This is a genomic window from Pseudomonas sp. HMWF032 (assembly GCF_003060885.1).
Classification (GTDB): Bacteria; Pseudomonadota; Gammaproteobacteria; order Pseudomonadales; family Pseudomonadaceae; genus Aquipseudomonas.
The window spans coordinates 787982-807312 of the sequence record NZ_QAIG01000005.1; the positions used below are offsets into that span (position 1 = coordinate 787982).

The following is a 19331-nucleotide window of genomic DNA, read 5'->3' on the forward strand; positions in this document are numbered from 1 at the left end:
AGAACAATGTCTACACGTCGTGATTTCATCAAGCAACTGACAGCCGCTGCAGGTTTGGGTGTCGTAGCAAGCATGGGTATAGGCCTGAGTGCACCGCAGGTGCGTGCGGCATTGGGTAATAGCTGGTACATGCCCGACGAAAACGAGCTGCAAGAGCGCATCTTTCTTGCGTTCGCCGCGTCGGCGGCAACCTGGGAGGATTGGGCGGCACCGGTCAATGACTGTATTGCGTTGCTGGCCAGAACCATTGCCCGTTATCAGCCGGTGACGGTGCTGTGCCGTGCAAATCAGCTTTCGCTCGCCCGTCGCAAGTGCGGCACGACCAATATCAAGTTCCTCACCATGCCGCTCAACGATATCTGGGTGCGCGACTACGGCGGCACCTTCGTGGTGGATGGTCAAGGCGGGCGTGGCCTGGTTGATTTCAACTTCAATGGCTGGGGGAACAAGCAAGCTCACGCCAGCGATGCTCAGGTGGCGGATGCATTGAGCTACGAAACGTCGGCCACCTATGTCGCCAGCATGCTGACAGGCGAGGGTGGCGGCATCGAAGTGGATGGTCACGGCACGGCAATCATGACCGAGAGCTGCTGGGTTAACAGCAACCGCAACCCGGGCTGGACGCGGGCGCAGATCGAGGCCGAGTTGAAGGCCAACCTGGGGCTGCGCAAGATCATCTGGTTGCCGGGCATCAAGGGCAAGGACATCACGGATGCTCATGTCGATTTCTATGCACGCTTCGCCTCCAGGGGGGTGGTGATCGCGAACCTCGACAATGACCCTAAGTCCTATGACTACGCGGTTACCCGCACCCACCTTGAGATACTCAAGAACGCCACCGATGCAGACGGCAACAAGCTGGCGATACACACCCTGCCGCCACCCCTGAAGAAACGCAGCAACGTCTACACCCAGAACAACCCGGATTTTGCGGCCGGCTACATCAATTACCTGCCGATCAATGGCGCGGTGATCGTGCCGCAGTTCGGTGACACCGCCGCTGACACATTCGCCAGGGACCTGCTGACCAGGCTGTATCCGGGGCGCGCGGTGGTGCAAGTGAATATCGACCCGCTTGCTGCGGGTGGCGGTGGCATCCATTGCGTGAGCAAAAACATGCCGGCGGTCTAGGTGCGTTTAGCGCCATAAGGGGTTTTGCGTAGCCCCTTATGGCACGGTGTTGAACGGGTGCCGCTGCGCCATGCGCATTGTTTTTTCAGCCAGCCATTCTGAATTTTTTCGCGGCCGTATGGTTGCCACGCTATGTTTTTAAAGCCTTACCGACCGTTATGGCTGTTGCTGCTGGCAACGGTTTCTGAAACCACCCCGTGTCCGCTATGAGGCTGGCGCGGACGTACTAAGAGGGCATTTCTAATGCGCAGTTCACGCTCGTTGGCGCTGGTGCTGCTGTTCGGCAGCAGTCTGGTCGTGGCCGATGAATCCGCCACCCTGTTGTTGCACAACGCCAAGATTTATACCGTCAATGCGCAGCAGCCCTGGGCCAGCGCGATGGTGATCGATGATGACGGCAGTATCCTCGCTATCGGGGATGACGATGACGTGGCCGAGTATGTCGACGACGACACCGAGGTTGTCGATATTCAGGGTCGTTTGCTGTTGCCCGGATTTCAAGATACCCATGCCCATGTTCTGGATGCTTCCTCCGAAGCCCAGGGCGACTGCCAGGTTTCACCGCAGGACGACGTTGCGCAGTGGCTTGTGGACATCCAGGCATGCAATGAACAAGACGCAGGCGAGTGGTTATTGGGCTGGGGGTTTTCGATCCACAGCCTGCTGGATGATGAGAACACCCCGCGTGAGCTGCTGGACAGCATCATTCCTGAACGGCCGGTGGCGATCATGGAAGAAACGTCGCATTCGTACTGGCTTAACTCCAAGGCGCTGGAGCTGGCAGGTATCAATGACCAAACCGAGAATCCTGCCGGTGGTGTGATTCTGCGTGACGAGGCTGGGCGGGCCACTGGCCTCTTGCTGGACAATGCCGGAGACCTGGCGCTGGATAAAGCCTTGCCGCCTTCGCGGGCGTTAGCGGATGTCTACTATCAGGCGGTGCTCGCCGGGCAGGATGAGCTGGCTAAAAACGGCATCACTTCGGTTGCCGATGCCCGGGTATTCTGGCGGCGTGGGCATATGGAGGCCTGGCGTCGCGCGGCTGATCAGGACGAATTGACTGCACGCACGACCTTGGGGCTCTGGGCCTACCCGACACTGGATGACGACGAGCAACTGGACGCGCTTAAAGCCCTGTATGACGAAGGCTCAGATGAGAGCCTGCTGCGGGTCACACAGATCAAGTTTTATGTCGACGGCCTGATCCATAACACCACCGCGGTCATGAAACAGCCTTATCTGCAAAGCCTGCCCGGAGTCGACTCGCGAGGTGTTTACTACTTCACGCCCGAGCGCTTGACGCGCTATACCCGCGAGCTGAGTGAAGCCGGCTTTGACATGCATGTGCATGCCATTGGTGATCAGGCTGTTCGTGATGGACTGGATGCGTTCGCGGCGGCGGTGGCTGGCGGGCGTCATCGCTTGACCCACGTTGAACTGGTGGATCGCCGTGACGTGCCGCGCTTTAAGCAACAAGGTGTCATCGCAGACTTCCAGCCCAGCCCCTATTTTCAGCCCTCGTTCCTGAAGAGCAATGAGCCGATGATTGGTGATCGCGCCTACGCGATGCTGCCTATGCGTGAGCTGTATGACGCCGGTGCCCGGGTAACCCTTAGCTCTGACTGGGACGTTAACCCGGTTTCGCCATTGGGCATCATGCAAAACGCCCTGAGCTTAGGCCCGCGCAGCCTGCCTAGCCTGGAGGCGGCGGTTAAGGCCTATACCTTGGATGCGGCCTATACCCTGCGCCAGGAAAAGGACACCGGCTCGCTGGAAGTGGGTAAACAAGCCGATCTCGTTGTGCTTGATCAGAACATCTTCGACTTGCCGATTAAGCAGATTGGTCAGGCCAAGGTGCTTTGGACCTTGCTGGGCGGTGAGGAAACCTATCGCCATAAGAATTTTTGATCGCCTAACGTTGTGCCCGCACTGCTCACTGGTGCGGGCACAACAACCATCAGCAGCTGGCGTCCAGCACCACCCGGTAACGCGCCTTGCCACTGCGCAAGTGGTCGATGGCTTCGTTGACCTTGCTCATGGGGAAGTGTTCGACCTGCGGCACGATCTGATGCCGCGCGCAGAATTCCAGCATGGTCGCCATGTTGCTCGGCGAGCCAACCGGCGAGCCGGACAGGCTCTTCTGTTTTGGGATCAGGTTGAACACATGCACCGGGATGGCGCTGGGCACAATGCCGACAAAGTGCAGGCGGCCTTTGCCGCGCAACGTGCCGATCATGGCGTTCCAGTCCAGGTCGGCGCTGGCGGTGACCAAGAGGAAATCCAAGCTGCCGGCAATCGCTTTCAGCGCCGCGCTGTCAGTCGAGGCCACCACCTTGTGTGCGCCCAGGCGTTTGGCTTCTTCTTGTTTGCTCAGTGACGAAGTGAAGGCCGTTACCTCGCAGCCCCAAGCATTGAGGAAACCCAGCGCCAGATGGCCGAGGCCGCCGATGCCAACCACGCCAACCTTGTCGGTGGGCTTTACGTCAAAGTCCAGCAGCGGGCTGAACACTGTGGAACCGGCGCAGAACAGCGGGCCGACCAGCGCTGGATCAAGACCGTCTGGCAGCGGCACGGCCCAGGCCCAGTGGCTGCGCAAGCGGTCGGCGAAACCACCGTTGCTGCCGACAATCGTCGGTTTTACTGTGCCGCAGAGTTGGTGCGAGCCTTCCATGCACGAGCTGCAATGCATGCAGCTGCCCTTGTACCAGCCGATGCCCACGCGCTGGCCGAGCTTCAGGCCGCGTGCTTGCGGGCCGAGACGTACCACGGTGCCGACCACTTCATGACCGGGGATAAAGGGGTAGCGTGCATTGCCCCATTCGTTGTCGATCATCGACTGGTCAGAGTGGCAGATGCCGCAGTACTCCACGGCCACTTCAACGTCTTCGGCGCCCAGCGGGCCGGGGTCATAACTGAACTGTTCGAGGGGCGCGCCGGGGGCTTTGGCGGCCCAGCCGGTAAAGGTGTCGACGATGGATTCGGACGAACTCATAACAATGGCCTCGGGACGGGAAACACAACCTTGCCAGCATAGCCCGCTACACCGGCCAAGGCAGTGCGGATCACTCGGGCTGATAGTCCAACCGTGGCCTCGGTTACACTGGCCGCCTCATCACCGCTTGCTGGATTGTCTATGTCACGCCCACCTCGTCCTGCGTCCACTCGCCCATACAGCGGCAAACCTGCCGTGCGTCGCGTGGCCAAGGCGCCGCCTGCCGAGCCGCGCTTGCTGGTGCTGAACAAACCCTTTGATGTGCTGACCCAGTTCAATGACGAGCAGGGCCGCGCCACGCTCAAGGATTTTGTCGATGTGCCAGGCGTTTACCCGGCCGGACGACTGGACCGCGACAGCGAAGGGTTATTGCTGCTGACCAACGACGGCGGCCTGCAGGCGCGCATCGCCGACCCCAAACACAAACTGGCGAAAACCTATTGGGTGCAGGTGGAAGGTGAGCCGAGCGAAGGGCAATTGCAGCAACTGCGCGACGGTGTGCAGTTGAACGATGGGCCCACCCTGCCCGCCGACGCTCGCCTGCTGGATGAGCCGCTGCTATGGGATCGCCACCCGCCGGTGCGCTTTCGCAAAAGCATTCCCACCGCCTGGCTGGAGTTGGTGATTCGCGAGGGGCGCAACCGTCAGGTGCGGCGCATGACGGCGGCCGTTGGCTTACCGACCTTGCGTCTGGTGCGGGTGGCCATCGGCCCGTTCACGCTGGGTGGCTTGCAGCCGGGGCAGTGGCGTGAGGTGCCGGCACGCCTGGATTGATTCGCACCGGCTCAGCAGCGCCATGACGTTGCCCGGCGAGGACGGCACCGCCCAAGGGCGTTTGCCGGCATGACGTGGATCAATAACCGGCCTTGATGATCGCAATACCCTTGTTCAGTACCTCGCGCCAGGCTTGGCGGATTTCAGCGGTGCACTGCTTGTCATGTTCACCGATGGTGAGCAGCAGGGCTTCGAGCCACAGGTCATAAAGCTCGGGGCGGATGTCCAGCTTGGCACGCGAATGGGACTCGCCGAGGGCGCGCAGTTTGCTATCGGGCATGCCGCGCGCATGCATCACCAGATTGAGGATGCCCTGACGCAGCAGCTGCTTCTGTCCACCCATCTCGGTATGGGTGAACTTCTCCCGTACCTGCGGCGAACTGGCGAGGAAGTGACGGTAGAAGCTGTCGAAGAAGTCAGGGCTGGCGCAGCAGCGACCATAGCTCTGCATCACCAGATCGGCAGGGGACATGAGTACTCCTGAGGTGGGCGGCTGAACGCCGCAGACTAATGGGGGCGGCCGCTAGACAAGCGGGCAAGGCACGCGCGGCGAAACCGGTTTATGCGACCAGTCGCGACGTCTTGTCAGCCGTGAATGCCGCGAGCGGCTTCGATGATGTAGGTGATGATCGGCTTGGCCAGAAAAGCGAACAGGCACAGGCCCAGGGTGAGGAACAGAATTGCCGTGCCAAGGCGGCCTGCTTTGGACTTCTTGGCCAGGTCCCAGATGATGAAGAACATGAACAGAATCAGCCCGCCCACCAGGACGTACATCATCAGGGATTCAAACTGTTCGGTTTCCATTCGGGCCTCGTAAACCTGCGGGTGTTCGGCTGAGCGCCGAAGATCAGTGCGTGGGCGGGTGCTGTGACACTCGCCTGAGGGGCGCGATTATACGCGCAAGGGTCGATGCTGCCAGTCGCCCACCTTCAGGGTGCGGCGATCAGCCGCGCAGGTGCTGCAAGGGCAACTGCGTGGTGGAAAGGATCTGCTGCAATACGAAACTGGAGCGCACGCTGGAAACCCCCTCGATGCGGGTCAGGGTGCCCAGCAGCAGCTTCTGGTAATGATCCATATCTGGCACCACCACTTTGAGCTGATAGTCGGCATCCATCCCGGTCACCAGGCAGCACTCGAGCACTTCTGGGCATTTACGAATTTCTTCCTGAAAATGTTCGAAGCGTTCCGGGGTGTGTCGATCCATACCGATCAGTACGTAGGCGGTGAGGGTCAGGCCCAGTTGCTTGCGATCAAGCAGGGCCACCTGACCGAGGATGTAACCATCATCCTGCAACTGCTTAACCCGTCGCGAGCAGGGCGAGGGCGACAGGCCGATGCGCTCGGCCAGGTCCTGGTTGGACAGGGTCGCATCGCGCTGCAATTCGGCGAGGATATTCAGGTCGTAGCGATCAAGTCTGTTCATCTTTGCCATGCTTTTGTTTGCTGATTGCTGTTAATCATGCGCTTGTGGTGATTAATTGCGCAAGTGGTGGTTATATCAGCAATGTTCGCAATCTTTCGCTGCGCTGCCAGGCGTAAGCTTTACCTCAACTTCAAGGCCCGGACGACACGTCCAGCCGCCTCGCCCAATCAGGTGAGCGGTCGCCGCCGATCCCACCGGATCGTCACGGCACCCGGGTTCGCACTGCCCAACCAGGCGGGCGACGAAAAGGCGTTACCATCGCCACAATGACGGACACGCAAAAAAGGGGAAGGCCTGCAGGCCTTCCCCTTTTTTGTTGCCGGTGATTGATCAGCCCGCCAGGCCGGCGAATTGCAGCAACCACCAGGTGATAATCGCCAGTTGCACGAAGAATGCAGCAAAGCGCAGCCAGACAAACAGCGGGCTGGTACTGATCAGGTGCATCAAACTTTGCAACAGCCGCGCGCCAAGCAGCAGCAGGGCCAGCGGTTCGGTGATGGCGGTTTGCGCAGTGGCAATGGCGTAAAGCAGCAGTGCGGCTTGTAGTGGCAGGTTTTCCAGGCAGTTGGCGTGGGCACGGACCAGGCGTTGGCCAAAGTTGCCGGGGGTGTTGCTGCCATCGGGGTTGAAGGCATTGACGGCCATCTTGCCGCTGAGCACCAGTAGGCCGCGCTGGTTGACCAGCAGCACAATCAGTAACAGGGCCCAGGCCACCAGGCCGAGCAGGGAGGTCGCGGTTGCGGTCAGGGTCATGGGGTCGCTCCTTCATCTTGTTGTTGTGGGGTGGGGCGAACGGAGTCTACGATTTTTAGAGTATTTGCTCTAGCTGTCCGTTGGTGCTGTTGCCCTGTGCTTCACCACGCTGATGGGGTCGGCATGCACCAGTACTTCGGCGCGAGGAAACTCCCGGCGAATGGCCGCTTCTACTGCCTCGCAGAGGCTATGTGCAGCCTGCAGGCTCAGTTCACCCGGCAACTCCACATGCAACTGCACGAACCAATGGGTGCCGGAGAGGCGCGTGCGCAAGTCGTGCACGCCCAACACGCCGGGTACGGCGCAGGCCAGGCTGTGCATCTGCGTGCTGATCTGCGGATCGAGTTCCTGATCCATCAGCACGGTCGCCGCCTCGCGGACGATGCTGATGGCACTCCAGAAGATGTACAGCGCAATGCCGATACCGAAGATAGCGTCCAGTTGCGGCCAGCCGTAACTGGCCAGCAGCAATGCCAGGAGGATGCTGCTGTTGAGCAGCAGGTCAGAGCGGTAGTGCAGCGAGTCGGCACGAATCGCCGTGGAACCGGTCAGCTTCACCACATGACTCTGGAACAGCAGCAGGGCGATGGTCACCGCCAGCGACAGCAGCATCACCGCAATACCCAGGGCCGGTGCGCCAATCGGTTCGGGATTGAGCAAGCGGTCGATGGCGTGACTACCCACCAGCAGCGCGCTGGCGCCGATAAACAGCGCCTGACCCAAGCCGGCCAGGGCTTCGGCCTTGCCGTGACCGTAGCGATGATCCTCATCGGCCGGGCGCAGGGCGTAGTGCACGGCGATCAGGTTAAGCAGCGAGGCGGCGCCATCGAGTAGCGAGTCGGTGAGCCCGGCGAGCAGGCTGACCGAGCCGCTGAGCCACCAGGCAATGGCTTTGGCCAGCGCCAGAGTGAGCGCAGCCGCCAACGCAGCGAAGGTCGCCAGGCGCATCAGGCGGGCGTGTTGCGGTTGTATGTTCACGGGCTATCCAGAGGGTGCCTGTAAAAGGGTGGAGCCTGTTCCCGATCTTGCGAGCTAGAGCCCTGCAAGGCGCTACGTAGTAACAGCCTCCGGCTGGTCAAAACCGGCGAGGAACGGTCGGCGTCGCGGGCGACTGTACTGTTGTACATGAGTATTACCCGTTTCACTCGCCCTTCGGGTCGCGCTAACGCGCATTAGCCGCACGCGGCCTGCCGAGCCTGTTTTTAACGCAGCAGGGCCGACGCGCAGCGGATTGTCACAGTTTACTAGGCTGCCGGGCGCAGACCATAGGCTGCCAGCTGCTCCGCACTGCCGCTGTGCTGGATCAGGCGCGGGTCATCCAGGGGCAGGCTGTGGCCGGTTTGCACTTCGATCAGCGCCTTGAGCTTGAGCGGGTCGATCTTACCGTTGGCATCCACCACATCTTGCAGATCCTGTGGATCCACCTGGGAAGTCATACCACCAGGCAGGTAGATCGCCCCGGTGGCGAAGTCGATGCCGAAGGCGATCAGCCCAGGAATCACATAGAACAGAATGCCGATGGCGTTGAGACCGGCCACAACCGGGTCGATGCGGCCTTCGATCTGGCCACGACGTTCCGGGAAGAACAGGGTGCCACAGGCGCTCAGTTGGGTAAGCAGGGTGGCGACGAGAAGGCCACCGATAACGCGGGTTTGGGTGCGCATTGAACATCTCCATGTAAAAAATGGCGCAACTATACCAATGCCTGTATTGCAATGCCGCTGCGTCAGGCGCTGCCAGCGCTATTTCGCGCAGCCATGCCTAACAGGTCAGACAACGCCAATGCTCTACAGGTTCGCCGTTATAATCCTGCGCCTTGAATGGAGCCTGCATGAATTCCCTGCCTATCGATGTGCTGCTGCCTGCGCTGTGTCAGGCCCTTGTCCTGCGTGATGAAGCGGTGCTGGAAGCGCCGCCCGGTGCCGGCAAGACCACCCGCGTGCCGCTGGCGCTGCTGGACCAGCCCTGGCTGGCCGGGCAGACCATCATCATGCTTGAGCCGCGGCGGCTGGCGGCGCGGGCTGCGGCCGAGCGCCTGGCCAGCGAGCTGGGCGAGGCGGTGGGGGAAACCGTCGGTTATCGCATCCGCCTGGACAGCAAGGTCGGCCCGCGCACCCGTATCGAAGTGGTCACCGAAGGCATTCTGGCGCGGCGGCTGCAGGATGATCCGGCGCTGGAAGGCGTCGGTCTGGTGATCTTTGACGAATTCCACGAACGGAGTTTGGACGCTGACCTGGCGCTGGCGCTGTGCCTGAATGGCCGGGCGATGTTTCGCGGTGCGGACTCCGATGAACGGCCGCTGAAGGTGCTGCTGATGTCAGCGACCCTGGAAGGCGAGCGGCTGGCGGGCCTGCTCGATGATGCGCCGGTGCTGCGCAGCGAAGGGCGGATGTTCCCGGTGGATATTCGCTGGGGTGCGCCCTGGCAGGCGGGTGAATGGCTTGAACCCAAGGTGCTGCAGTGTGTGCTGCAGGCGCTGGCCGATGAGCCGGGCAGCCTGTTGGTGTTCCTTCCGGGCCAGGCAGAGATTCGCCGGCTCAATGAACAGTTGGCCGAGTCCCTGGCGGGGCGTCGCGACATTCTGCTCTGTCCGCTGCATGGCGAACTGGATCTCAGCGCCCAGCGCGCCGCCATCGAAGCCGCACCGCCGGGCCTGCGCAAAGTAGTGCTGGCCACCAATATTGCCGAAACCAGCCTGACCATTGATGGCGTGCGGGTGGTGATCGATGCCGGTTTGGCACGGGTGCCGCGCTTTGACCCGAACAGCGGCATGACCCGCCTGGACACCCAGCGTATTTCCCGCGCCTCCGCCACTCAGCGCAGCGGACGGGCCGGGCGCTTGCAGCCGGGCGTCTGTTATCGGCTGTGGTCGCAGGCGCAGCATGAGCAATTGGCAGCTTACGGCGCGGCGGAAATACTCCAGGCCGACCTCGCCAGCCTGGCCTTGCAGCTGGTGCGCTGGGGTGTGCAGCCGGTCGAGCTGGTCTGGCTTGATCCGCCGCCGGCAGCCGCCTATGCCCAGGCTTTGGAGCTATTGGGGCGGCTGGGCGCGGTGGATGCTCAAGGCAAACTGACCGCTCACGGTCAGGCCATGGCTGAACTGCCGACTCATCCGCGTATCGCCCATCTGCTGCTGCGTGGTCAGGCGTTAGGCCTTGGCCCATTGGCCTGCGATCTGGCGGCCTTACTCGGCGAGCGTGACATCCTGCGTGGTGCGGGTGCCGATCTGCACAGCCGCCTGGCTTTGCTGGCGGGTGATGCGCGGGTAGGCCGTGGTGGGCAAAGTGGCGTGCAGCGCGCTCGGCAGCTGGCCCGGCAGCTGGCCCGGCAGTTTCAGGGGTACCTCAAGCGCCGGCCCAGCCCGCAGGCTGTCAGTGATCCTGAGCATCCGCGCTGGCTGGGCGCGTTACTGGCGTTTGCCTACCCGGATCGTATCGCCCAGCAGCGGCGTGACGGCGGGGCGGAATACCGTCTGGCCAACGGCCGGGCGGCGCTGTTTGCCGAAGTCGATGGCCTGATGAAACACAGCTGGTTGGTAGTGGCTGACCTGGGCAGCCGCCAGGGCCAGCGTGAGGAGCGCATTTACCTGGCCGCCGAGCTGGAACCGCAGCTGTTCGAGGGTGTGCTGGCCGAACAGGTCAGTACACTGGAGGTGCTGGACTGGGATGAGCGCGAAGGCGCTCTGCGTGCCGAACGGCAGCGCAAGGTCGGTGAGCTGGTGTTGTCGCGTGAGCCACTTCCCGGGCTCGATGCGCAGCAGCGCAGCCGCGCCATGCTCGGCCTGGTGCGGCGCAAGGGCTTGGCGCTGCTGCCCTGGACGCCAGAACTGCGTCAATGGCAGGCGCGGGTGGCGTTGCTGCGCACACTGGATCTGGCCAGCAAGGACGCCACTGAATGGCCGGATGTCAGTGATGCCACCTTGCTGGCGACGCTGGAAACCTGGTTGCAACCTTATCTGGAGAACGTCACCCGGCTCAGTCACTTCGCCAACCTGGACCTGTCCGGCATCTTGTACAACCTACTGCCCTGGCCTTTGCCGCAACGCCTCGATGAGCTGGCACCACGCAGCCTGAGCGTGCCATCCGGTTCGCGCATCAGTCTGGATTACAGCGAGCAACCACCGGTATTGGCGGTGCGTTTGCAGGAGTTATTCGGCCTGGCGGATACCCCGCGTATTGCTGGCGGCCGGCAGGTGGTGAAACTGCACCTGCTGTCACCGGCGCGCCGGCCTGTGCAGGTCACGCAAGACCTGGCCAACTTCTGGCGCAGCACCTATGCCGAGGTGAAGAAGGATTTAAAAGGGCGCTACCCGAAACACTACTGGCCGGATGATCCGCTGATCGCCGAACCCACTGCACGAGCCAAACCGCGCAAGTAGGTCTCAGGGCAGGCGCAGGTCTTCGTCCGCCGCTTGCAGCTCGGCATAGGCACGATCCAGCGCATCACGCAGCGCTTCGGCTCCTGGCGTATGGCGGGAAACGATCAGTTTCAGCGGAATGCGTTGCAGCTCGATAAACGGCAATTCGGACATGCCCAGGCGTTGGCGTGCCTGTTCCACGGTGGCCTGATAATCCAGGAGAAAGTCTCCTCTGCGACGCTGCAGCATCTCCAGAGCCGCGGTGTGGGTGCCCGTGCGGTGTTGCCGTATACCCAGTTGCGGATCGGCGAGCATGCGGTTGATCGAGTGCCAATAGGTGTAGCCGCTGATCATGATCACCCCGCGACCTTTGAGGTCCTCAGGCAGGCGCGGCATTTGCGTGTCCTGGCGGAAGTATAGATTGAGGATGATTTCACCCAGCAGTGCGCGGGTTTCCAGAGTGTGTTCGCGCAACTCCGGTTTGCCGGGTGCGCCGGGCCAGACCTGGACGCTGCCATCCTGCAAGGCGTTGTACAGGCGGGCGCTGGGATAGGAACGCAGCTCTGCACGATAGCCGGCATGCTCTAGCAGGCGTTTGCTCAGTTGCAGCATGGCGCCCTGGGGTTGGCCCGAACGATCGGTATAGGAGTAGGGCGCAAACTCGTAATAACCCACTTGCACCAGTGGTTTTGGTGTGTCGGCGGGTGCGGCGAAGCTGGAACTGCAATAGAAGATGGCAGTTAGCGCGAGGTAGATGAGTTGTGGCATGAAATAGGTTCGTACTGCGGCTGTTAGCCGTCTTTTCGTTATAAAAATGTCACATTGGTGAGCATGCTAATCGCCGGCCGGTTTGTCCAGCGTATTAGCCACAAAGCTCAGGCTTGTTCCGGCAGACGGTGGGTGACATCAGGCTGATGATCGATAATTCCGGGGCTGCCGGGCTTTCCCTCTTTCGCAGCAAGGGCGCTCATCTGGCTGCTGGCGAGGTTGATATGTGCCTGGAGTCGGCAGCACGTGAACTATGCTCAATGAGCATGCCGACGATGAGAGTTGTGATCGATGTGGCGAGGCCAGTGGAGGGTATGCAAGTCTGCTCTGCTGGTCGGCTCACCGTCTTTTGCACCGCATTATGCCGCCATGCACCCGCAGCCCCCCGCCAGGCAAGGATACCCGTCGGCATTTGTGGTTGTCAGCACATCCAGGCTCGGCCTTGTTGCGACGTCAGCCGGAACAGGTTGTAGTAACAACGTTGGCAGTGATGGGGCCGGAGACAGGTTATGTATCGCAAGGTGTTTGCCAGTAAGGTCTTCGATCGCAAAGTGGTGATAATCACGGGTGGCTGTGCCGGTATCGGTCGTGCTCTGGCCATGCGCCTGGCTCAGGCGGGCGCGCGTCTGGTGATTCTCGATCTGCAGCAGCAGGCGCTCGATAGTTTGGTGCAGCACTTGGCCGATCACCACAACGCTGAGGCACTTGGCGTGCTCTGCGATGTGGCTGATGCGGATGCAGTGGCTCGCGCGATGGCGCTGGCAGTCGAGCGTTTCGGTGGCATTGACGTGCTGGTCAATAATGCCGGGATTACCCATCGCAGCAGTTTTGCCGATACCGACCTGGCGGTGTATCAGCGCATCATGGCGGTCAACTACTTTGGCGCATTGCACTGCACCAAGGCTGCATTGCCCAGTTTGATTGCACGCGGTGGCCAGGTGATTGTGCTCAGTTCCCTTTCCGGTTTTGCGCCACTGCTCTACCGCAGCGCATACAACGCCAGCAAGCATGCTTTGCATGGGTTGTTTGAAACGCTGCGGTATGAGCTGAAGGGTTCTGGCGTCAATGTGATGCTGGTGTGTCCTGGTTTTACCGCAACCGACCTGCGCAAGAACGCGCTGGTAGGCGACGGCTCGGTGGCCGCTCAGCCGCCTCTTGCCATGGGCAAGGTGGCCTCGCCGCAGGATGTCGCAGACGCGATCTATCAGGGTGCGCTGAAGCGTCGGCGGCTGCTGGTGCTGTCCAATGTCGACTGGCGTGCGCGGGTGTTGGCGCGCTTTTTCCCGCGGGTGTTTGAACGCGTTCTTCTGCCGCGTCTGTCGGGCCTCAAACCGCAGCGCAATGGCCTGTTATGATGCGTGCTCTCTGTATTACTGTGCTGCTGTGGCTCTGCCTGCCGGTGCGTGCCGAGCAGGCGTCATTGTTGGTGATGACGGATGTCTGGCCGCCCTTTCGCATGCCGGCGGCCGATGGTTCATTGCAGGGGCTGGATATTGATGTGCTCAATCAGCTCAGCCTTCGCACAGGCTTGCATTTCAATGTTCAGCGTGCGCCCTGGGCGCGCGGCCTTGCGGCACTGGAAAACGGTAAGGCCGACCTGATGACCGGCCTGGCGAAGACCCCGGAACGTGAGGTCTACATCCACTACCTGCCGCAGCCTTATTACGCCTGCGCGCCGCGCTTCTACGCTGCACCGGCACAAGCCAGGGCCTTGCAGAGTTATATCCAGCTGGCTGCGCTGACCATTGGTCATGTGCTGGAGTCGGTCTACTTTGAGCCCTTTGACTCGGATACTCAGCTGCGTAAGGTTGCCGTCAATAACGAGGAGCAGCTACTGGCAATGCTTGCCCGTGGTCGCCTGCAGGCGCTGATCGGTACCGATTGCCAAGTTGATTACGAACTGCGTGACCCTCGCTGGCAGGGGCGAATTGTTAAGGCCGGGTTCCGGCCAGATGCTCGCACCGATTTGTACATCGGCTTTTCACGGCAGCGCAATTTGCAGGCCCAGTACCAGCAGATCAATCAGGCTCTGGTGCAGTTGCAGGCCGAAGGCTGGATCAGCAAGGCAGCCCTGCGTTATCAGGTGAGTCAGCCCTGAGTGCTGACAACCGCTCAGTGTTCGTTCGGTTCAATGTACAGCTCGTAAACCAGTTCAAGATCCCAGAAGGTGGCTTCAATTTTGTGCCCATCCAGATCGCGCACAAAACAGCCGTAGTAAGGCTCACCATACTCTGCGCGCGGGCCTGGGGCGCCTTCATCAGTGGCGCCGGCCTCCAGTGCTGCCTGGTAAAAATCATGCACTGCGGCCTTGTCCGGGGCGACAAATCCGAAATGACTGCCATTGCCGATGCTTGCCGGTTTGCCGTTGATCGGTGTCTGCACCCAGAACTCCGGGTATTCGCGGCCATAGGCGACTGCGCCGGGATGGGCGAGCACACGCTTGCAGCCGAGGGTGGCGAGGACCTGATCATAGAAGGCTGTTGCCTTGTCGAACTGGTTGGTGCCGATGGACACGTGCGAAAGGATACTGGGGGTGGCGTCAGCCATAAACCGTCCTCCTTGATTGCTGCTGGCGCTCACTCGACGTCTGGCTGGGTACTGCGCAGCATGAATAAACGAAACAGTACGACGCTTGAGAATAGTTGGAGATAACGGCTTGTGCAGTCCAGCGCCAGATTGGCCAAGGCGTCTTCGTGGAATACCGCACTGGACTGGAGCCAGCCATCGAGCAGCCACAGTGGCAACATGACGATCAAAATACAGGCGAGCATGGGCCAGAAGTAGCCTGTACTCATGCTGAAACTCTCCTGCAGGGCTTTAAGCGGAGGCATGCCGCGCAGTACCAGCAGGTACTCGGCAAAAGCCAGTTTCACCATCAGCCACACCCCAGGTAGAACGAACAGCGACGCGCCCAGCAGGATGCTCAGGGTCATGATGGCGGCGAGCAGGGCAAATTGTGGCCACAGGCGTAAACCACCGGCGATGAGGTCGCGCGCTGATGGCTGCAGGCCATTGCTGCGGGCATCGAGAAACAGGATCAGTGCAGCGCTGTACAGCGGGTAGAACAGCAGTCCCGCCAGCAGTCGCCAGGCTGTTTCCGACTCTGCGGGCGCTAGGTCACTGACGTGCTGTAGAAAAATCCCCTCCAGCACGATCAGCGGCAAACACAGGCGGGTGATTGCCCACAGGTTGTGGCTGAAGAAGTACCAAGAGTCACGCAGGGCAGAGAACATATTCATGATGGCTTATCGAGGTTGAACTCAGTTATGCACGTTAACGGATCTGCGTTGGCACTCCAAAAATGAATCGAATAGAACGTTGGTTCTAAGGACGTCGGCATATTTGTTGCGCTGATTGGCCATGCTCATGACGGTTGGCTGGCATACTGCGCACAGACTTTAACCTGAGGGCTTTCTGCCCGTCAGCCGCATGATGAGGATTACCGGTGAAGAAGATCGCCGTATTCGCCGATGTACAGAACCTCTATTACACCGTGCGCCAGGCTTATGGTTGTCATTTCAATTACGCCGCGCTGTGGGCCGATATCAGTCAGCACGGGCAGATTGTCGAAGCCTATGCCTACGCCATTGATCGCGGTGACCAGAAGCAGCAGCAGTTTCAGCAGATCCTGCGCAACCTTGGTTTTACCGTGAAGCTCAAACCTTTCATTCAGCGTAGCGACGGCTCGGCCAAGGGCGATTGGGATGTTGGCATCACCATCGACATCATGGACGCAGCGCCGCGGGTCGATGAAGTGGTGCTGGCCTCCGGCGACGGTGACTTCGACCTGCTGCTGGACAAGATCCGTGGCAGTTATGGCGTCGAGGCCGTGGCCTATGGCGTGCCGGGGCTGACTGCGCAATCGCTGGTGCGTGCGGCCAGCCGCTACGTGCCGATCGATGGCGCGCTGCTGCTGAGAAACTGATTGATGCTCACGGATTCCATCGCTGTACTCGACTTTGAAACCACCGGTATGTCACCGGCCCAGCAGGCGCGTGCCACCGAAATCGGTGTGGTAATCGTCGAGGATGGGCAGATCGTTGCGCGCTACCAGAGTCTGATGAACAGTGGCGCCTGGGTACCGCCGTTTATCGAGCAACTCACCGGCATCAGCAACGCCATGCTGCGCACCGCACCGCCTGCCGCGCAGGTGATGCAGGACGTGGTGGAGTTTGTCGGCGACCGTCCGTTGCTGGCGCATAATGCCAGTTTCGATCAGAAATTTTGGGACGCTGAGCTGGCGCTGATTCGCCGTCGTCGTGTGCAGCCGTTTGCCTGTTCTTTGTTGCTGTCGCGTCGTCTGTTACCGATGGCGCCGAGTCATAAGCTGGGTAATCTCAATCAGTGGATCGGCCTGCCTGATACTGGCAAGGCACACCGTGCGCTGGCCGATGCCGAGATGGCGGCCAACCTGACCTGCTTTATGGTGGCGCTGCTGCGCGAGCGCCACGGCATTGCCGATATCTCGCATGAGCTGCTGTGTAACCTGCAGCGGGTGCCGGCCGCGAAGATGTCGCTGGCGCTGCAGAAAATCCGCGATCATGCCTTTGGCTGACGGTGTTTTAGCGGCTCGTTACAACTGCGCCTCAAGTGTGGCGCGTAGCTGAATTAAGCCGGGCAGGCGCTTATTCAGGGCTCTGTGTCGACAGAGGCACACAGTATGTTCGGTTTGTTTAAACGCGAGCCCGCCAAGAAACTACGCAAGCAATACAGTGCCAAGTTAGAAGAGGCGATGCAGGCGCAGCGTAACAGTGATATCCGCAGCTATTCGATGCTGACGGAAGACGCGCAGGCGTTTTGGACGCAGTTGGAGCCCCTGGAGCGGGCTAAGCAATGGTTCGCCGATGTGATAATCAAAAAAGGCTGCCATCAGGCAGCCTTTTTGCGTTTCAGTGGTGCTTACTTCTGCGCCAGCTTCTGCTCGTACTGGGCGAGCATTTTCTGCGCGTGGGCCACTTCTAACGCTTCCATGGCGTTGATTGGCTTGATCGCTACGGCGCGCTTGAGGTGCTGCAGAGCCTTGGCCTGTTCGTCGTCGCCATACACGTAGGTCAGGGCGTTAGCGTACTCGTAGTGGCCGATGGGCAGGTTGTCCTGGGCCTTGAAGCTGCGACTGAAGTACTTCTCCATATTGTCCGCGCTGACGCCGTAGGTCATGCGGCCGACCATCTTGCCGACCTTGCGGATCACCCCTGCTTCATAACCGCCATAAAGGGCGAGAGCGAAAGGCTGGTTGGGCTGTTTGGCCAGTAGAGCCTTGAGTTCGTCAGGGATCTGCGAGGTGTAGCCGCGCTTGAGCACCACAGGCACCGACAACTCTTCGCCCAGGCGTGCCTTGGCGTAGACGCGGCCGAACTGTGCCACGGTGTCGGCCTGTACCAGCTCGCCGGCCTGGTCGGTGTAGCTGATCACTTCTTCCAGCAGTTTATGTTTCTCAGCTTGGTCGGGGACCAGGAACATGGCGTAGACCACCTGGGCGAACATGGCTGGAATTTGTCCGCCGACCCCCAGGGCCAGGCCTTGTTTCTTCGCCTCGGCGAAGTCGCCACGGAACATCAGGCGCCACACGTCCTGCAGTTTGGCAGCGTAGATCTCGGCTTCTTCCGGCTTGCCGGTAAACCCGGTATTGGCCAGTACGGTTTTCTCCAGGGCCTGCGGGTGGGTGGTGGCCATGGTCACTACCCAGTCGGCGTCGGGGAAGGGGTAGTTGGCACCGAAACCACGGGTCAGTTGCGGCCAGGCTTGGCGCAGCTTGTCGCCTGAATAGTCGTAGGCGCTTTGGTCGTAGGGAAAGGGTTTCCAGTTGTCGGCGGCGACTGCGCTGAAGCTGCAGGCGGCAAGTAAGGCAATAAGTGTGCGGCGCATGGCGATGACCTGATTGTTGTTGTAGGTAGTCCCGCAAGGGATGCGCCGATCATAGAGTGCTACCTCCCGCGTCCCACCCATCCAAGGATGAGTTGCGCGGGTTTTCACTGCGTCCGATGCCTTTCATGGCCAGCCTTAAGCATGGCTGTCCTTGTGCTGGAACTGGCGGCGGTACTGGTTGGGTGACAGTTCCGTGTGCTGACGAAACAGGCGCGCGAAGAAGCTGGCATCGTCGTAACCGACTTCGTAGCTGATGGTCTTGATGCTTTTGCGGGTGGCGCTGAGCAGGCCCTTGGCGGTTTCGATGCGCAGGCGCTGCAGGTAGTGCAGCGGCTTGTCGCCGGTGGCTGTCTGGAAGCGGCGCATAAAGTTGCGGATACTCATGCCGTGTTCGCGGGCCACATCTTCGAAGCGAAACTTGTCGGCGAAGTGGTCTTCCAGCCATTGCTGGATTTGCAGGATGGTCATGTCGTGGTGCAGTTTCTGCCCGCCAAAGCCGATGCGACCGGGTGCGTAGTTACGCTGCACTTCATAAAGAATGTCGCGGGCCACGCCCTGGGCCACGCTGGCGCCGCAGAACCGTTCGATCAGGTAGATATAAAGGTCGCAAGCTGAGGTCACGCCACCGGCGCAGTAAAGGTTGTCAGCATCCGACAAGTGTTTTTCCTGATTGAGCAGCACCTTGGGGAAACGCTCGGCAAACTCGCTGAAGAAACGCCAGTAGGTGGTAGCTTCCTTGCCATCGAGCAGGCCAGCCTGGGCCATCCAGAACACGCCGGTAGCCTCTCCGCAGATGGCCGTGCCCGCCGCGTGGCGTTGCTTGAGCCAGCTGAGCACCTGCGGATGGCGCTGGCACAGTGCATCGAAATCATCCCAGAAGGCTGGCAGGATGATCACGTCAGCATCGTCCAGCGCGCTGTCGACCGGGATCAGCACATCACTGAAACTGCGCACGGGCTTGCCATCCGGGCTGACCAGGTGGATTTCAAAGGTCGGTGTCAGGCCGCGGCCCTGCTGTTTGCCGTAACGTAGGCTGGCCATGTGGAAGAAGTCTTTGGCCTGCATCAGGGTCGAGGCAAACACGCCCTCGGTGGCAAGAATGCTGACGCGGTGCAGCGGCGCTGGTGACGGATTCGGCATATATATTGTTCTTATTAAGGCTAAGTGGTCATGAGCTGGCTGGATCGTCTTATTTTTTGGCGCTTGTGTCCAGTGTGACCAAGCGTTTGCTTGGCTAAAGTCGAGGCCACTTTAAAACCGCTCTATCA

The 19331-nt window shown here is 60.6% G+C and carries 20 protein-coding genes and 1 pseudogene; 9 read left to right on the top strand and 12 right to left on the bottom strand.

Annotated features, from left to right (window positions below; genetic code table 11):
- Nucleotides 1-6: 6 nt before the first annotated feature.
- Nucleotides 7-1131, top strand: coding sequence for an agmatine/peptidylarginine deiminase (locus DBR00_RS06390; protein WP_108489428.1), 1125 nt, complete (start codon nt 7-9; stop codon nt 1129-1131).
- 243 nt (nt 1132-1374) lie between these two features.
- Nucleotides 1375-3039 (top strand): amidohydrolase, encoded by a 1665-nt coding sequence (locus tag DBR00_RS06395; RefSeq protein WP_108489427.1) that lies wholly within the window; start codon nt 1375-1377, stop codon nt 3037-3039.
- 49 nt (nt 3040-3088) lie between these two features.
- Here DBR00_RS06395 and DBR00_RS06400 read toward each other — a convergent pair whose 3' ends face one another.
- Nucleotides 3089-4123, bottom strand: coding sequence for an NAD(P)-dependent alcohol dehydrogenase (locus DBR00_RS06400; protein ID WP_108489426.1), 1035 nt, complete (start codon nt 4121-4123; stop codon nt 3089-3091).
- A 204-nt stretch (nt 4124-4327) separates the two neighbouring features.
- On the opposite strand from DBR00_RS06400, the gene DBR00_RS06405 reads away from it, so the two are divergent.
- Entirely contained in the window at nt 4328-4897 is a 570-nt protein-coding gene (locus DBR00_RS06405) for a pseudouridine synthase (protein ID WP_177479951.1), read from the top strand.
- A gap of 79 nt (nt 4898-4976) precedes the next feature.
- Here the strand turns inward: DBR00_RS06405 and DBR00_RS06410 are convergent, their stop codons facing one another.
- The 6 genes from DBR00_RS06410 to DBR00_RS06435 form a co-directional block, all read right to left on the bottom strand.
- Nucleotides 4977-5369: a globin domain-containing protein gene (locus tag DBR00_RS06410; RefSeq protein ID WP_108489424.1), complete on the bottom strand. Its 393-nt coding sequence runs from the start codon at nt 5367-5369 to the stop codon at nt 4977-4979.
- Between the two features lie 113 nt (nt 5370-5482).
- Complete coding sequence (locus tag DBR00_RS06415) at nt 5483-5701, bottom strand: DUF2788 domain-containing protein (RefSeq protein WP_108489423.1); 219 nt, start codon at nt 5699-5701, stop codon at nt 5483-5485.
- Nucleotides 5702-5840: 139 nt separating this feature from the next.
- Complete coding sequence (locus tag DBR00_RS06420) at nt 5841-6320, bottom strand: Lrp/AsnC family transcriptional regulator (protein WP_108489430.1); 480 nt, start codon at nt 6318-6320, stop codon at nt 5841-5843.
- Nucleotides 6321-6650: 330 nt separating this feature from the next.
- Nucleotides 6651-7073, bottom strand: coding sequence for an MAPEG family protein (locus DBR00_RS06425; protein ID WP_108489422.1), 423 nt, complete (start codon nt 7071-7073; stop codon nt 6651-6653).
- A 69-nt stretch (nt 7074-7142) separates the two neighbouring features.
- Nucleotides 7143-8021, bottom strand: a complete 879-nt coding sequence (locus DBR00_RS06430; RefSeq protein ID WP_108489429.1) for a cation diffusion facilitator family transporter — start codon at nt 8019-8021, stop codon at nt 7143-7145.
- Between the two features lie 296 nt (nt 8022-8317).
- Nucleotides 8318-8737, bottom strand: coding sequence for a polyribonucleotide nucleotidyltransferase (locus DBR00_RS06435; protein WP_108489421.1), 420 nt, complete (start codon nt 8735-8737; stop codon nt 8318-8320).
- Between the two features lie 167 nt (nt 8738-8904).
- Here DBR00_RS06435 and hrpB point away from each other — a divergent pair, with 167 nt between their 5' ends.
- Nucleotides 8905-11451, top strand: coding sequence for an ATP-dependent helicase HrpB (hrpB, locus tag DBR00_RS06440; RefSeq protein WP_108489420.1), 2547 nt, complete (start codon nt 8905-8907; stop codon nt 11449-11451).
- Nucleotides 11452-11454: 3 nt separating this feature from the next.
- Here hrpB and DBR00_RS06445 read toward each other — a convergent pair whose 3' ends face one another.
- Nucleotides 11455-12198: an ABC transporter substrate-binding protein gene (locus DBR00_RS06445; RefSeq protein ID WP_108489419.1), complete on the bottom strand. Its 744-nt coding sequence runs from the start codon at nt 12196-12198 to the stop codon at nt 11455-11457.
- A gap of 509 nt (nt 12199-12707) precedes the next feature.
- On the opposite strand from DBR00_RS06445, the gene DBR00_RS06450 reads away from it, so the two are divergent.
- Together DBR00_RS06450 and DBR00_RS06455 are read left to right on the top strand one after the other, a co-directional pair.
- Nucleotides 12708-13553, top strand: a complete 846-nt coding sequence (locus DBR00_RS06450) for an SDR family oxidoreductase (RefSeq protein WP_108489418.1) — start codon at nt 12708-12710, stop codon at nt 13551-13553.
- The gene (locus DBR00_RS06455; protein ID WP_108489417.1) at nt 13553-14296 is read left to right on the top strand and encodes an ABC transporter substrate-binding protein; all 744 of its coding nucleotides are present in this window, start codon (nt 13553-13555) and stop codon (nt 14294-14296) included. The genes DBR00_RS06450 and DBR00_RS06455 overlap by 1 nt, the downstream gene beginning before the upstream one ends.
- Before the next feature lie 14 nt (nt 14297-14310).
- Here DBR00_RS06455 and DBR00_RS06460 read toward each other — a convergent pair whose 3' ends face one another.
- Both DBR00_RS06460 and DBR00_RS06465 read right to left on the bottom strand, forming a co-directional pair.
- Complete coding sequence (locus DBR00_RS06460; RefSeq protein WP_108489416.1) at nt 14311-14745, bottom strand: VOC family protein; 435 nt, start codon at nt 14743-14745, stop codon at nt 14311-14313.
- Between the two features lie 29 nt (nt 14746-14774).
- Nucleotides 14775-15437, bottom strand: a complete 663-nt coding sequence (locus DBR00_RS06465) for a YciC family protein (protein ID WP_108489415.1) — start codon at nt 15435-15437, stop codon at nt 14775-14777.
- A 206-nt stretch (nt 15438-15643) separates the two neighbouring features.
- On the opposite strand from DBR00_RS06465, the gene DBR00_RS06470 reads away from it, so the two are divergent.
- The 3 genes and pseudogenes from DBR00_RS06470 to DBR00_RS20940 all read left to right on the top strand — a co-directional run.
- Complete coding sequence (locus tag DBR00_RS06470) at nt 15644-16123, top strand: NYN domain-containing protein (protein WP_108489414.1); 480 nt, start codon at nt 15644-15646, stop codon at nt 16121-16123.
- 3 nt (nt 16124-16126) lie between these two features.
- Nucleotides 16127-16753: a PolC-type DNA polymerase III gene (locus DBR00_RS06475; protein WP_108489413.1), complete on the top strand. Its 627-nt coding sequence runs from the start codon at nt 16127-16129 to the stop codon at nt 16751-16753.
- A gap of 105 nt (nt 16754-16858) precedes the next feature.
- Nucleotides 16859-17008, top strand: a pseudogene (locus DBR00_RS20940) (DUF6435 family protein); the annotation flags it as partial.
- Between the two features lie 89 nt (nt 17009-17097).
- Here DBR00_RS20940 and DBR00_RS06485 read toward each other — a convergent pair.
- Together DBR00_RS06485 and DBR00_RS06490 are read right to left on the bottom strand one after the other, a co-directional pair.
- Nucleotides 17098-18063 carry a hypothetical protein gene (locus tag DBR00_RS06485; protein ID WP_108489412.1) on the bottom strand — a complete coding sequence of 322 codons (966 nt, stop codon included), beginning with the start codon at nt 18061-18063 and terminating at the stop codon, nt 17098-17100.
- A gap of 135 nt (nt 18064-18198) precedes the next feature.
- Nucleotides 18199-19104, bottom strand: coding sequence for a GlxA family transcriptional regulator (locus DBR00_RS06490; protein ID WP_177479953.1), 906 nt, complete (start codon nt 19102-19104; stop codon nt 18199-18201).
- Nucleotides 19105-19331 lie beyond the last annotated feature (227 nt).